This window comes from Vibrio neonatus (assembly GCF_024346975.1).
Classification (GTDB): domain Bacteria; phylum Pseudomonadota; class Gammaproteobacteria; order Enterobacterales; family Vibrionaceae; genus Vibrio; species Vibrio neonatus.
The window spans coordinates 683,762-697,046 of record NZ_AP024885.1; the positions used below are offsets into that span (position 1 = coordinate 683,762).

Below are 13,285 nucleotides of genomic sequence, written 5' to 3' on the forward strand. Positions count from 1 at the left end.
ATGACACCTGCTGTACGTTTATTGAAAAAGAACAAGGTACCCTTTGAACTTCATCAATACAAGCATGACCCTAACCAACACAGCTTCGGACAAGAAGCCGTTGACGCTACGGGAAAGCCCGCAGAACAGGTGTTTAAAACCCTTCTTTTCTCAGTGGATGGCACAGCCAACGGTCTCGGGGTTGCTGTCATCCCTGTAAACACTAAGCTCAATCTAAAATTGGCTGCTAAAGCCAACAAACTGAAAAAAGCCGCTATGGCAAATCCCGATCTTGCGCAAAAAGTCACCGGCTATTTAGTGGGGGGTATCAGCCCTCTAGCGCAGAAAAAACGCTTGCCGACCTTTATTGACCAAAGCGCAGAAAACCTTGCCTCTATGTGTATTAGTGGCGGTAAACGCGGGCTGGAAATTGAGATTTGTCCTAAGCATCTTGCAGAGCAGGTGCAGGGGAGTTTTGTCAGTCTAGGGGAGTAGGTAGAACTCACCCAATAAAGGTCAATTTTGCTTAACGGATGTATTTGCAAAAACAGTGACTTTCTAAAACAACAATGCCCGAATGTTGAGTTCGGGCATTGTTGTTTTTATAGCATGCTAGGTTCAGTTACTTCTTTAAACTCAACTTACCTTTAATGCGAGTCTTGCTTGGTTGTTCAGAAGCAGCGGGCTTTGTTTTTGGCACGACATAGTGCTTGTTGCCTGATGGTTTGCCGCCTGAGGACTTTTGGTTTGTCGGCTTACCATTTGGACGGTGCCTGCTTGGGGTGAACTTGCCATCAAATACTTGTTTTTGCTCATCACGGTTACGGCGCGCTCTAGAGGCTTGGTTTTCTTCTCGACTGTCGTAGAGTTTAGCGTCGGTGGCTTTTCTGATGCGTCGGCCTTTTACGTCTTTAGTGGACGCTTCTTCGGTGCCCACAGAGTCGCCACTCAGCTCAAGCAGTACTTTCACTTCATCATCGGTTAAGTAACGCCATTTGCCGTTAGGGATGCCGTCAATGGTGATGTTCATGATGCGTACGCGGCGCAGTTTGAATACGCGGTAATCCAGCGCTTCACACATGCGTCTGATTTGGCGGTTTAAGCCTTGAGTTAATACGATGCGAAAGCTGTATTCTGATTCTTTAGTGATTTTACACGGCAGAGTGACGGTATCTAAAATGGATACGCCATTGGCCATCTTCTGCAAAAATTCAGGAGTGATAGCTCTGTCGACACGCACCACATATTCTTTTTCGTGGTTGTTGCCTGCGCGTAAGATCTTATTCACGATGTCACCATCGTTGGTCAAGAAAATCAGTCCATCAGAGGGCTTATCTAAGCGCCCAATTGGGAAGATGCGCTCTTTGTGTCCAATAAAATCAACAATGTTACCCGGTATGTCTCGTTCGGTTGTACAGGTGATACCGGTTGGCTTGTTGAGCGCTATATAGATTGGCTTTTGTTTGGTTCGAAGTGATTTACCATCCACTAGAACTTCATCTCCAGAGGTGACTTTGGTGCCCATTTCTGGGATTTGACCATTAATAGTCACTCGGCCTTGTTCAATCAGTCGGTCTGCTTCTCTGCGAGAGCAAAACCCCGTTTCACTGATGAATTTATTTAATCGCTTTGCGTTGTCGGACATAGTTCTCTCTGTTTGAGTTAACCAAGACGCTTTTGATGTCGTTCTCGATTCTCTAGTTTCTTTTCTGTGTTCTTTTTCAGCATCACGTACACGGCGCCACTTCCGCCATGAAAAACTTGCGCTGAATGAACACAAAGCACTTCATTAATTTGTTGTAGCCAAAAAGCCACGTAGCTTTTCATTAATGCCGGTGGCGTAGATTTATGACCTTTGCCATGCACAATGATGATGGTTCTGGCATCGAGCTTTAAGCACTGCTTGAGGAAGTGTACAACTTCGTCTCTGGCTTGAGTCAGGGTTCTGCGATGCAAATCTAACTTAGCTTGAATTGGGTACTTACCTAGCCTTAATTTACGGTAGACACCGTCTTGTACGCCGCTACGTTTAAACTCAATAATATCGTCAGGCTTTAGCATTGGCGCATTATCAAGTGTTAGGTATTCTGGTAATTCTTCTTCAATACTCACTGCCGCTTTTTGTCTCAACAGATGATTTTCATCAACAGTGTGAGATTTTTTATGTACCGCAGTATCTTGAGGGAGAGGTTTTACATCGCCCATCATCTCCTGGAAGGAAAAATCGTTTTCAAATTCTTCAGACATAGACATCAAGAAATTGTTTGAGATAGGGAGATTATAATTGGAAAAAACGGAACGTCACTTAAAAAAGAAAAACCGAGGCAATTCAAATTGACTCGGCGCAACAAAATAGCTGCAATGATCTAGTGAGGAGATACATCATTCATTGCTGAACGATTCCTCTATGTTAGGTTGATACGAAAATGCTGTAATGATCTAAATCAATTGTTATTCGCATGTAATAAAATCATGTGTATTTTTGACGGGTGCATGCATATTAATGTGTGGCCGGACGAATAATCGCCACTTGGTGCCAACAAATGACAAATTATAAAATTAGAGGTTGCACAGGGAAAAAATATCCGTATTATACGCCTTCTCAGCAGGAAACAGTTCTTGTGGAGTAGTCATAAAGTGCAAACTTTATTGATGAAATCTCGGTGAATAGCGCAGCTTGGTAGCGCATCTGGTTTGGGACCAGAGGGTCGGGGGTTCGAATCCCTCTTCACCGACCATCTTTAGAAACCCCGCAACTTTGTTGCGGGGTTTTGTCGTTTCTGGCTATCTGAAATCCTACCTAAATATACTTTCTTTAGTCTCTCATCCATTTTTCTTTCCCAAGCAGGCATGATTTAACAGCCTCCTTTAGCACGGTTTGCTGAATGCTCAAGAGAATCTCACCGTGCTTATTTTTTGTACAATAGTTGCTATAAATAGAAAACTTGTCTAAAAATTATACACCGTACGTAAGTAAGGATCTTGTAATGTTAGGCAAACTAAATCTTTGGTGTGGTGCTGCTTTACTGTGTGTAGGACCCAATATCTATGCTCAAGAGAGCGCAGAAGAGAAGAGTGATGTGACGTTAACTGTAGGTGATGTCATTGATAAGCCAGGGGTCTTGTCTCCTAAGGGAACTTGGTCATTAGAAGGTTCTTTAAGTTTTACGCAAAACTCATCCAACAGAGTTTCGGTTGTGGGTTACACCGTATTGCCCACGTTAATCGTAGGCCGCATAGAGGTCAGTGATGCGGATTTTGTTACCACTACCTTTGGTTTAACCGCTAGGCTTGGTTTGACCAATGCCACTGAGTTTGAAATTCGTTTACCGTATGTATACCGAAATGATCAGGTGGTTGTAAGGCCGATACAAGACGGATCGCCCGACGTGATCAATCGCTCAACAAGTGGCGGTGCAATTGGGGATCTTGAGGTAGGGTTGCGTCATCAATTTAACTTTAACACTACGCCATATTGGATAGGCGGATTACGCGTTAAAACTCGAACGGGGCGTTCTCCCTATGATATTGAGATAGACGAAAGCACCAATACTCTAAAAGAGGTTTCTACAGGCTCTGGGTTTTGGAGTATCGAGCCAAGTTTAACAATGCTTTATCCTTCTGATCCTGCGGTATTGTACGCCAATGTTGGGTATATCTTTAATATAGAAGACACAGTACAAATCGGCTCTGAAGAGCAGAAGATTGAGCTAGGGGATACGATTTCTATCGGTGGAGGAATGGGTTTTGCGGTGAATCCAGACTTGTCATTCTCTTTAGGTGTTAGCCACAAAACCATTTTAAAAAGTAAGGTCAACGGACAACAATCTGACGATGCCAAACTTCTTCATTTAGATTCTTTGACTATGGGTGTTAACCTTAAAATGAATGATCGCTCGTCAGTGAATATCAGTGCTCAAGCTGGATTAACGGAAGATACGCCAGACTTTCAGCTTTCTTTAAGAGTGCCTTATTACTTCTAGGTTGATAGGTTGATAGGTTGATAGGTTGATTCTAATCCACTGAGTTAAACCACAAATACCGGCAAACAAAATCTTTGTATCTTCTGCCCTAAAATGCATTGAAGTAGTGAGTTTGTTCCCGCATAAATTGTGCTGTGAGCATAGGAATTAGTGCGAACACACATGATAGAGCTATAGTGAGGCATCAGGCGAGCAACTGATCCATTGGAAGGGAAAGACTTTATATTGAGCTTGCTGTGGTTACCTAACTTTAAAGTATGACTGTAAAGACTGCTTTTGAAAGTAGCTTTCACAACATTATTTTTATGCACGGTTAACCATTAGTAGTGATGGTTTAGTAATGCCCCTTTAAGGCGAATATCGTCTCTTATTTGTTTGTTTACCCCTTCTACTCGAGCATCAATATCCACGACAGTATCTAACCCCAGCACACTATTGTCGAGTGTATTCTGAATAATGTTAATCAGGCTAGGTGTAGAAATTGTTTGGCTTACATAAGGTTGATCTGGCTGGCTATTTACATCTTCAACAATGTTTCCATCACCTGCTTTTACGATATTAATTAATCCAGAGTTACCCTGAGGAACAACTGTGTTCGGTTTTGTTTCAGCGGTGAGTGTGCCATTTCTAAACACTAAATTAGCAATGGTGGTACGGTAGAATTTCTCTCCATTAACAGCCGCACTAATGCTAATGCCAATATCAACAATGTAGTCATTTGCAAGTTGAAAACCACCGCGTAGCTCTGACAGTGCCGCATTATCTAAAACATATGCATTAGGCAGGTCTATTTCATCGGCGAGTGTTGGGGCGCTGTGCATCAAGCATAAGGCGCAAGCTAAAGCTAATTTCTGGCGTGTCATAGGTGCTCCTAGTAGTCTCCAGAAACCGGTAAGGTAATACTAAATATCCCTAGAGAGTCTCTTGATATCCCCGTATCTAAAGGGGAGGACTGATATATGGAAAAATTATCATTTTGAATAAAGCTTTCTCTTCCTACATTGGCTTCACTACGAACTAATAAGATTAACCCTGAGTAGTAAGGTTGAAACTCTTCAATAGACATAATGAGTGTGCCTCGTGAAGGATCACCTAAAATAACTTTGTCTTTGGTTATTCCCTTGATTACAACAAAATGCATGTACCCCTCGAAGTTGACCAAGGTAATTCCAGGTACACCTATATCTCGTATTTTATTTAAGCTCAATTTAAAACCATCAGACTTTAAGCCAATAGATTGTAGATAGAACTTCATATCAAGGAGGGAAAACCCTTTTTTGTTGATCACCTCTTTATTGCCCTTGTCGTACATGACTTTGAAAATCTGTTGTTCTTTTATCGGCCGTTGATAGTGGAAGTGTAAAAGTGATGCCAGTGCGGCAGAGCCACAACTGAAGTCATACTGTTGAAGATAGACATCGCCAAACAGAGTCTCTTTATAACTTTTTACAGGGACAGAGTAATTGGCTCTGTGGGGTAAAAAGTCAATAGCAAAAGTTGATGCTGAATAAATCAGCACCAACCCAACTAGACATTGTCGTATTATCTTTAACATGACATTTGCTACTTAATACTTAGGTTTATAACAGTTGAGTTCTGTATGAGCACGTTATTGCCGGTGTTTTGTATAACACTTGATATACCAGAACTGTCTGCAAATGCACCTGAAGCCATTATGTTACTCCCACTTACTGTATTGTCGGCTACGTTACCATCTATAGCACCATCGATATCTGAAGTTAAACTAGTGACATCAAGTTCAACATGCTTTTGTCCCCTAGATTGCTCCATGATATCAATGGCGACTGCGGAGCTAGGTAGCGCGATTTCTTCAGCCTGTATAGAGAAGGTTAACATCAAACTTATTGTACACAGTGCCGAGCGCATCATTACCTCCTAGCTAGTAAGGTTTAGTTGCCGTGAATACTGGCGTTGGTATTTACAGATTGTTGCACTAGTGAGTTTGCACCCGCATTTTGTGCAACCGTTGTGATACCAGCAATACTAGACATACCGTCGATGCTGTTCGCTGTGCGTATGTTTAGCGCACCTGCTGTGCCATTAGAGTGTTTTTTCGAACGGCTACGCTGATCACTACCACCACTCATACCAAGCTCAACATCGTTATCATCTACTTCACCATTAAGCTCAGAGTTTGCTACAACAAAGTTAGCTTCGACGTTTAGCTCATATCGAGTATCAGTATTGAAGCTGTCATCAATTGTAAGGGTTTTACTTGAATCTGAATCAATGTTGAAACTGTCAGCTAACTCTAGGCTTTGACTCGAGTCTCGATTGTAACTATCGGTATAGTCATCTTGTGAACTTGAATCTGAGTCAACTTTAAAGCTATCAGTTACACTCGCGTTGGTGCTGTTATCGTCGGTTTCAGTAGTGGTCGTAGTAGTGGTTGTAGTACTGCTGCTGTCATTAGCACTGTCAGACCATTGTCGGTTGTTATTACCGTCTTCAACATAGTTTTCAACTTCGTGTGAGGCTGATGTTGAAGGGATGGTTACGTCATCGATTGGCTCATCTGCTGGTGGATTGTTACCACCACCACCGCCACCGCCACCGTAGTTTCCTCCAGCCAAGGCATTACCACCAAGTAAAACTGCTGCAAGCACTATCGCGATGTTTGTTTTGTATAGATTCATAATAAGTTCCCCGTTTCCTTTTTTATCCGTTGAGGGTTATTGCAAATACTGACGTACTCCCACTGCTCCTCGAGAGTTCTGAGATTATAGGTAAAGAAAAAAAGCGTGAGGGAGCGTCTAGCTGGCTTTGAGCGTGAAACTTCATTTTTGATTTTAAAAATACTTAAATATCAATCGGTTATGCGTTAATTTCGTAGAGGTTGCTTTGAGTATGAATACAAGTGTTAAAAAAGGTTGAATAAAGATGAGTCTGATTCACAGTAGTATCTGTGATTAAAAATGAGGTCTGCTACTTGGCAAAAATTTACTCCAATAAAAACAGTTTCTTAAAATTAAAATGATGAAACGTTGCATAAAAATTTAAGGTGGTAAGTACTAAATTTAGAGGGGAATATGAGAGCAGACCTCAGCCTTAGATAGGTATTTCAGCTTTCTAAATGGTCACCTGTAGACTATATTTCTGTATGAATAATCATCAACAAAGGGTAGTGGCATCGCTAATTATTTATAGAAGCCACTACAAATAGCACTACAGATGAGCTCTCGAAATGTATTGATTCTTGCGGAGAAGAGTCTCCAAACAAGCCTTTTAGAAAAGCAACTCACAGCTAGCCTTAATCTCAATGTTTTTACCTATCTTCCGGACGAGGCAATATCAAAAAGCCACAATTTAGTGGCCGATCTGGTTTTGATTGAATATGACTATTTGCACAAAATTAAGGAAGATCATGTACTGCCCGATTTTGACATGTTGAACTGGCCGCTAATGGTTCACGATGTGCCGCCCGACGAGGTCGATGAAGATATTTTACGTTGGAAGTTTTTAAAGGGAGTACTTTTAAAAAATGCATTGGTAAAGCATATTCATGAAAGCATTGATTATATCTTTAGTGGCGGTTTGTGGTTGCCCCGTATTTATATGGAACGCTTAGTGCGTAGCTATCGCACCACCGATCTTTCCATCGAGCAACAAGATTCAGGGCTGACTTCTAGGGAAAAACAAATACTAGAGTTGCTGGCGTACGGAATTTCGAATCAACAGATCGCATCTCGCTTATTTTTGTCGGAAAGCACGGTAAAAAGCCATATCTATAAGCTCTATAAAAAACTGAATGTCCACTCAAGGCATGATGCAGTGAGATACGCACGTATGAATGACTATTCGTTGACTAAATCTTAGGGAATGATGAGTAACAAAGGTGGAAATCCTTTGAATTGATTTAGGGTAGGGGTGATACGCAGTCGTGAAACGGTTTGTCATATTGATCACATTTTTTACTCAAAGATCGTTTTACGACTACAATTAAATCAATGTTTTACGGTTTGATGGATAGCAAGGTCTAATATTAAATCTATCAGATCTTGATTGAGCTTAAATAAGGATATGAAGCTAATGAATAAACGTTTTCTCACCATTCCATTGATCTTGGCGTTTTCCTCGACAGCATTTGCTGCTGAGTCAGACAAGATTACTTTTTCTCATTTTTATGGCGGTATTAAGTTAGGTACAGCAAATTATGGGGATTTAGGTGCGGCTGTTACTGATGTGACTGGTGTTGATGATTCGCCTTTTTCTTGGGGGGCATATTTTGGTATACAAGCATTACCTTGGTTGGCGTTTGAGTTGGGTTATCACGATTTAGGGGAGGCTGATTTAAAAGATGTTTCTGGTAGTTATGATGCTAAAACCTTAGATTTAACCGCCAAAGCGTCGTATGAATTTGCCGAGAAATTTTCCGTTTTCGGTAAGGTTGGTTTTCAAGCTTACGAATGGAATGCCAATGGTGAGAATGTTTATGAAGATGATCAAGGCTGGACACCTCACTTAGGCGCAGGAGTTGAGTATCAATTCCATAAAAACTGGTCTGGCGCAATAGAGTACACTTGGTACAACGATATTGGCGGTCCTGATATTAATTACTATGGCGTTTCAGCTACTTATCATTGGTTTTAACTAGTTATTTCCATGCTGAATTGACACTTTAGCAGCGCAAAAAATAGGACAATTTTTATTTGCACGCATTGGCTACTGTCGCCGATGCGTGCTTTATTTTGTCTGTTTTTCTTTGATAAGGCACTTATCAAAGAAAAAAGGCTTCAACGCTTTGTTTTATAAGTATTTGCTAGCAGTTGAGTAGTGTGGTTATTTTTTGTTGTAAATTTAGTCTAATTACTCCATTCGACTTTTAATACCCGCTTTTATAAAAAGGTTATTAAAGTCAGTGAGTTAATGGTTATCTTGGTTTTTAATTTACCCGAGATCTTCAACTGGAAATTTATTCTATATTTTATAGTAAGTTACAATGGTCACATTCATTTGAATCGGTTGGTCACTTATCTAAATCAGCAACTGTGATCTTATCGATGTTTCTTGTTGATATCGATAAAAATCGCTTTTAACGTTTTTAACGTAGCCGTGTTGTTAATCACATTTTTGATATAAAAAAGTTGCATATAGTTCGCAAAAAAAAACATCTAAACACATTTCTTTTTAAGTTTAACCTTTAAAAACAATGGCTTATAAAAATGATTTTGATGAAATTTATGGTTTTTTGCCTTAATTACTAAATTTGCAATGCAAATTAACTCCCTTTAGATTGTAAAGAGTCCAATTTAAATCAACTTAAAAATTAAAATATAACAAGGGATTTACAATGCTGAAAAAGAGTCTTATTGCTACCTCTGTAATAACCGTGCTCGCTGGGTGTGTATCTATGAAGGATTCTCCTCAGGATACCGTTGATAAACTAGCGAATAATCTTGATATCAAATACGAAGTATTGACTAACCATGGAGCAAACGATGGTCTGAAGTGTCAAGACCTAGGTGCTGAATGGGCATCATGTAACCAAGTTAAGATGACGCTGACCAATGATGGTGAAGCAGTGGATTCAAAAGACTGGGCTATTTACTTCCATAGCATTCGTTTGATTCTAGATGTCGATAGCGATCAATTTAAGATCACTCGTATTACCGGTGACCTACATAAACTAGAGCCAACTGATAAATTTGCTGGATTTAAAGCCGGTGAGAGTGTGGATGTTGTCTTTACTGGCGAATACTGGCAGTTATTTGAAACTGACTTCTTCCCAGGCGCATTTGTTGCAGCTGACGATGCAACGCCAAAACAGTTAGTGTCTCTAAGCAACGTAGACATGACTGACTTTGTTAGTGGTCTTGAAGGCGACAACCTGAAACGTACTCCTGGCGATAACAATGTCTTTGCTACTGCAGCAACACGTTTTGATAAAAACAGCGACGTGAAGAAAGAAGATGTTTCAGCGGCTATCATTCCTGCACCTGCATACACTAAAGTAAAAGAAGGTACTTTAGATATCGCTGGTGGTTTGAAGCTAGATACAGCAGCATTCTCTGCTGATCAGGTACAAGCATTACAAACTCGCGCTGACCTATTAGGTGTGAACTTACAAGGTAAAACTCCACTTAAAGTGGCTATCGCGCCAGCTGAATTTAAAGGCGAATTCGCTAAAACAGGTGCATACACTTTAGATATCGCTAAAGATCATGTTGAAATTAAAGCATTCGATGAAGCAGGTGCTTTCTACGCAATGCAATCTATCTTTGCTTTAGTGAACCTTGATGCACCAACGCAGCTACCTCTACTTGATATCAAAGATGCTCCACGCTTTGATTACCGTGGTGTGATGGTTGATGTTGCACGTAACTTCCACTCTAAAGACGCTATTTTGGCAACGCTTGATCAACTTGCAGCGTACAAAATGAATAAACTTCACCTTCACTTGTCTGATGATGAAGGCTGGCGTTTAGAAATTCCTGGTCTACCAGAACTAACGGATATCGGTTCTAAGCGTTGTTTCGATCTAGAAGAGAAAACGTGTCTGTTGCCACAGCTAGCATCTGGTTCTACGACAGACAACTTTGGCTCAGGACACTTTAGCCGTGCAGACTACCTAGATATCTTGAAGTATGCGAAAGCGCGTAACATCGAAGTTATCCCAGAAATCGACATGCCAGCACACGCACGAGCAGCTGTTGTTTCTATGGAAGCACGTTACGACCGTCTAATGGCGGAAGGTAAAGAAGAAGCCGCTAACGAATATCGCCTAATGGACCCGCAAGATACGTCTAACGTTACTACGGTTCAGTTCTACGATAAGAGAAGTTTCATTAACCCATGTTTAGATTCTTCATCTCGCTTTGTAGACAAAGTGATTACTGAAGTTGCTGCTATGCACAAAGAAGCTGGCATGCCACTAACAACTTGGCACTTTGGTGGTGATGAAGCTAAAAACATCAAGCTAGGCGCTGGATTCCAAGACATTACTGCAGAAGAAAAAGTGGGCTGGAAAGGTAATATTGACCTAACAGTACAAGACAAGCCATTTGCTAAGTCTCCACAGTGTCAGGCGCTAATTAACAGCGGCGCGGTTAATGACTTCGAACATATCCCAAGTCACTTTGCGGAAGAAGTATCAAAACTGGTTGCTAAGCACGGTATTCCAAACTTCCAAGCTTGGGAAGATGGCTTGAAATACAGTGAAGGTCCAGAGTCATTCGCGACTGAAAATACTCGCGTAAACTTCTGGGAAACACTGTACTGGGGCGGCGCAACTAACGTTTATCAGTGGGCAGACAAAGGCTATCAAGTAATCGCTTCTAACCCTGATTACGTGTACATGGACTTCCCATACGAAGTTGATGCAAAAGAGCGTGGTTACTACTGGGCGACACGTGCAACTGATACTCGCAAGATGTTCACATTTGCACCTGAAAACATGCCACAAAATGCTGAAACTTCAGTAGACCGTGATGGTAATGGCTTTGCTGCGAAGGGCGAAGTTGAAGCGAAACCTTTCTTTGGTTTATCAGCGCAACTTTGGTCTGAAACAGTTCGTACCGATGAGCAATATGAATACATGGTATTCCCTCGCGTACTGGCAGCTGCAGAGCGTGCATGGCATGCCGCTAGCTGGGAAAATGAGTACAAAGCAGGCGTTGAATATTCACAAGAAACTAACCTTGTAAATAAAGATGCATTGCTAACTGATTGGACTCGTTTTGCTAACGTTATGGGACAACGTGAATTAGCTAAGCTTGAAAAAGCAGGCATCGATTACCGTTTACCTGTACCGGGTGCTGCGATTGTTGATGGCAAACTGGCTATGAACATTCAATTCCCTGGCGTTGCACTACAGTACTCAACCGATGGTGAGAACTGGGTAACATACCAAGATGATCAACGTCCTGCTGTTTCTGGAGACGTTTGGATTAAGAGTATTTCAGCAAGTGGAGATAAAGAAAGTCGAGTTACACTAGTGAAGTAATAGAAATGTAGGGTGTTTACTTCCTTTTTTTGGCCAGCACAAGTTGCTGGCCTTTTTTGTGTTTGTCGTTTGGGAATATATAGAGAAGTACTTTTTAATACCAATCTGGAAAATTAACTGGTCAGATCAATCCAGTCCCTTGTGCACATTTGAGCGACCCTACTAATGCTTTTCAGAAACTGATTCCATGCTGAACATACCTTTCCCACTATATCGTTGTAGTCAGTGAAGCTTTGGTTAGAAAGATAATGTTGTCGGAGCCAACTCCAAACTTGTTCTATAGGGTTTAGCTCTGGTGAATAGGGCGGGAGTTTGATAATACTGACATTACTAAATCTCTCTGCAATATCATTGGTGTGCCATCCAGCACCATCCATAATAACCACTGCGTGACGACCTTTCTCGGTTGCTTCAGATATCTGCTTAAGGTGTTCGATCATGATGTCCTTGTTTACCCAAGGAACAACCATGGCTTCTCCAATACCTTTCGAAGGACAGACTGAGCCAAACAAATACGCATACTCAAACTGTTGTTGTTTTACCGCTCTCGGTCTTGAACCACGCTCAGCCCAAAGTCGAGTTGTGCTATTTTGCTGACCAAATCTGGCCTCGTCTTGAAACCATACATCAACGCTTTCAAGGCCTATATGGCCTGGGATCTTGAGGATCGTTTCAATTTTGAATTTTTTTAAAATCGTCTTGGGTTTGTTGGGATTGATGAGGATGCTTAGATCGTGAAGTTATCCAAGAGAAGCCCATATGGTTGAGCAAATAATAAATGGAATCGGGGTGATAGTGTTTATCAAACTCTTGCACTATATAAGCATGAATATCAGCACCGGTTAACCTTCCTCCAGATGAATCCGCAGCTCGACTCTTAATAAACTGGCTCAACTGTTCACGCTGCTCAACGTTAAGAAATGCAGGGCGACCTGTCCTTGGTTTTTCTTGTAGCCCTTCAAGGCCTTCCTCTAGGAATGTTTGAACCCACTTATTTACACTAGTCCTACTAACTTTAAGGAACTTAGCTATTTGGGTACGAGAATGACCATCCTTAAAATGAGCCAGTGCGAGTAATCGCATTTTCATTTGTATAGATTTTTGTTTGCTAGCAAGCTTTTTAAAATCAATGTCATTTAGGCTGTCCATTGCATCCATTCTCTTGTAAAAGTAGCAAGTCTAATTAGATCATATTTTTACTTAGAATGGTATAAGTTGGATGTGTTCCTGACTGAATTCGTCTTTGTAAACCTGTTATGAGCGTTTAATCACGGCAAGTGATGTGTTTGCCTTAAATACATTAATACAGGGTGTCAGCACGAGTTTTACGGCTGTTTTTTTTGCTCTTTTTCTTGCTCTT

At 41.1% G+C, this 13,285-nt stretch carries 12 protein-coding genes and 1 tRNA gene; 6 read left to right on the plus strand and 7 right to left on the minus strand.

Annotated features, from left to right (window positions below; translation table 11 throughout):
* A complete protein-coding gene (gene ybaK / locus OCU38_RS03305) occupies nt 1–474 on the plus strand; it encodes a Cys-tRNA(Pro) deacylase (RefSeq protein ID WP_261823725.1) in 474 nt (157 codons plus the stop codon).
* Nucleotides 475–601: 127 nt separating this feature from the next.
* Here ybaK and rluF read toward each other — a convergent pair whose 3' ends face one another.
* Nucleotides 602–1,624, minus strand: a complete 1,023-nt coding sequence (gene rluF, locus OCU38_RS03310; protein WP_261823726.1) for a 23S rRNA pseudouridine(2604) synthase RluF — start codon at nt 1,622–1,624, stop codon at nt 602–604.
* Nucleotides 1,625–1,641: 17 nt separating this feature from the next.
* Nucleotides 1,642–2,232: a DNA endonuclease SmrA gene (gene smrA / locus OCU38_RS03315; RefSeq protein WP_390625235.1), complete on the minus strand. Its 591-nt coding sequence runs from the start codon at nt 2,230–2,232 to the stop codon at nt 1,642–1,644.
* 408 nt (nt 2,233–2,640) lie between these two features.
* On the opposite strand from smrA, the gene OCU38_RS03320 reads away from it, so the two are divergent.
* Nucleotides 2,641–2,717, plus strand: a tRNA-Pro gene (locus tag OCU38_RS03320).
* Between the two features lie 249 nt (nt 2,718–2,966).
* On the plus strand, nt 2,967–3,962 hold the full coding sequence (locus tag OCU38_RS03325; protein WP_023402949.1) for a transporter: 996 nt from the start codon (nt 2,967–2,969) through the stop codon (nt 3,960–3,962).
* 320 nt (nt 3,963–4,282) lie between these two features.
* Here OCU38_RS03325 and OCU38_RS03330 read toward each other — a convergent pair whose 3' ends face one another.
* Genes OCU38_RS03330 through OCU38_RS03345 form a run of 4 tightly spaced genes read right to left on the minus strand, consistent with a single transcriptional unit; the run spans nt 4,283 to nt 6,619 of the window.
* Nucleotides 4,283–4,825: a hypothetical protein gene (locus OCU38_RS03330; protein WP_261823728.1), complete on the minus strand. Its 543-nt coding sequence runs from the start codon at nt 4,823–4,825 to the stop codon at nt 4,283–4,285.
* 8 nt (nt 4,826–4,833) lie between these two features.
* A complete protein-coding gene (locus tag OCU38_RS03335) occupies nt 4,834–5,517 on the minus strand; it encodes a C39 family peptidase (RefSeq protein WP_261823729.1) in 684 nt (227 codons plus the stop codon).
* An 8-nt stretch (nt 5,518–5,525) separates the two neighbouring features.
* Nucleotides 5,526–5,849: a carbon storage regulator gene (locus OCU38_RS03340; protein WP_261823730.1), complete on the minus strand. Its 324-nt coding sequence runs from the start codon at nt 5,847–5,849 to the stop codon at nt 5,526–5,528.
* 23 nt (nt 5,850–5,872) lie between these two features.
* Complete coding sequence (locus tag OCU38_RS03345; RefSeq protein WP_261823731.1) at nt 5,873–6,619, minus strand: hypothetical protein; 747 nt, start codon at nt 6,617–6,619, stop codon at nt 5,873–5,875.
* A gap of 535 nt (nt 6,620–7,154) precedes the next feature.
* Between OCU38_RS03345 and OCU38_RS03350 the strand changes: the two genes are divergently transcribed.
* From OCU38_RS03350 to OCU38_RS03360, 3 genes are all read left to right on the plus strand, one after another.
* Nucleotides 7,155–7,799 (plus strand): helix-turn-helix transcriptional regulator, encoded by a 645-nt coding sequence (locus OCU38_RS03350; RefSeq protein ID WP_261823732.1) that lies wholly within the window; start codon nt 7,155–7,157, stop codon nt 7,797–7,799.
* Nucleotides 7,800–8,012: 213 nt separating this feature from the next.
* Nucleotides 8,013–8,573, plus strand: a complete 561-nt coding sequence (locus OCU38_RS03355) for an outer membrane beta-barrel protein (protein ID WP_261823733.1) — start codon at nt 8,013–8,015, stop codon at nt 8,571–8,573.
* A gap of 700 nt (nt 8,574–9,273) precedes the next feature.
* Nucleotides 9,274–11,925, plus strand: a complete 2,652-nt coding sequence (locus OCU38_RS03360) for a beta-N-acetylhexosaminidase (protein ID WP_261823734.1) — start codon at nt 9,274–9,276, stop codon at nt 11,923–11,925.
* Between the two features lie 113 nt (nt 11,926–12,038).
* Here the strand turns inward: OCU38_RS03360 and OCU38_RS03365 are convergent.
* Nucleotides 12,039–13,074, minus strand: a protein-coding gene (locus OCU38_RS03365) for an IS630 family transposase (RefSeq protein WP_261823735.1) whose coding sequence is annotated in 2 segments (ribosomal slippage) — nt 12,039–12,614 and nt 12,616–13,074 — 1,035 coding nt in all. Because the reading frame shifts where the segments join, the coding sequence is not laid out codon by codon here.
* Nucleotides 13,075–13,285 lie beyond the last annotated feature (211 nt).

Bases quoted from the DNA above. Each gene is read 5' to 3' on its own strand.
- ybaK (WP_261823725.1), top strand. From the start codon at position 1: ATGACACCTGCTGTACGTTTATTGAAAAAGAACAAGGTACCCTTTGAA.
- rluF (WP_261823726.1), bottom strand. From the start codon at position 1,624: ATGTCCGACAACGCAAAGCGATTAAATAAATTCATCAGTGAAACGGGG.
- smrA (WP_390625235.1), bottom strand. From the start codon at position 2,232: ATGTCTATGTCTGAAGAATTTGAAAACGATTTTTCCTTCCAGGAGATG.
- OCU38_RS03325 (WP_023402949.1), top strand. From the start codon at position 2,967: ATGTTAGGCAAACTAAATCTTTGGTGTGGTGCTGCTTTACTGTGTGTA.
- OCU38_RS03330 (WP_261823728.1), bottom strand. From the start codon at position 4,825: ATGACACGCCAGAAATTAGCTTTAGCTTGCGCCTTATGCTTGATGCAC.
- OCU38_RS03335 (WP_261823729.1), bottom strand. From the start codon at position 5,517: ATGTTAAAGATAATACGACAATGTCTAGTTGGGTTGGTGCTGATTTAT.
- OCU38_RS03340 (WP_261823730.1), bottom strand. From the start codon at position 5,849: ATGCGCTCGGCACTGTGTACAATAAGTTTGATGTTAACCTTCTCTATA.
- OCU38_RS03345 (WP_261823731.1), bottom strand. From the start codon at position 6,619: ATGAATCTATACAAAACAAACATCGCGATAGTGCTTGCAGCAGTTTTA.
- OCU38_RS03350 (WP_261823732.1), top strand. From the start codon at position 7,155: ATGAGCTCTCGAAATGTATTGATTCTTGCGGAGAAGAGTCTCCAAACA.
- OCU38_RS03355 (WP_261823733.1), top strand. From the start codon at position 8,013: ATGAATAAACGTTTTCTCACCATTCCATTGATCTTGGCGTTTTCCTCG.
- OCU38_RS03360 (WP_261823734.1), top strand. From the start codon at position 9,274: ATGCTGAAAAAGAGTCTTATTGCTACCTCTGTAATAACCGTGCTCGCT.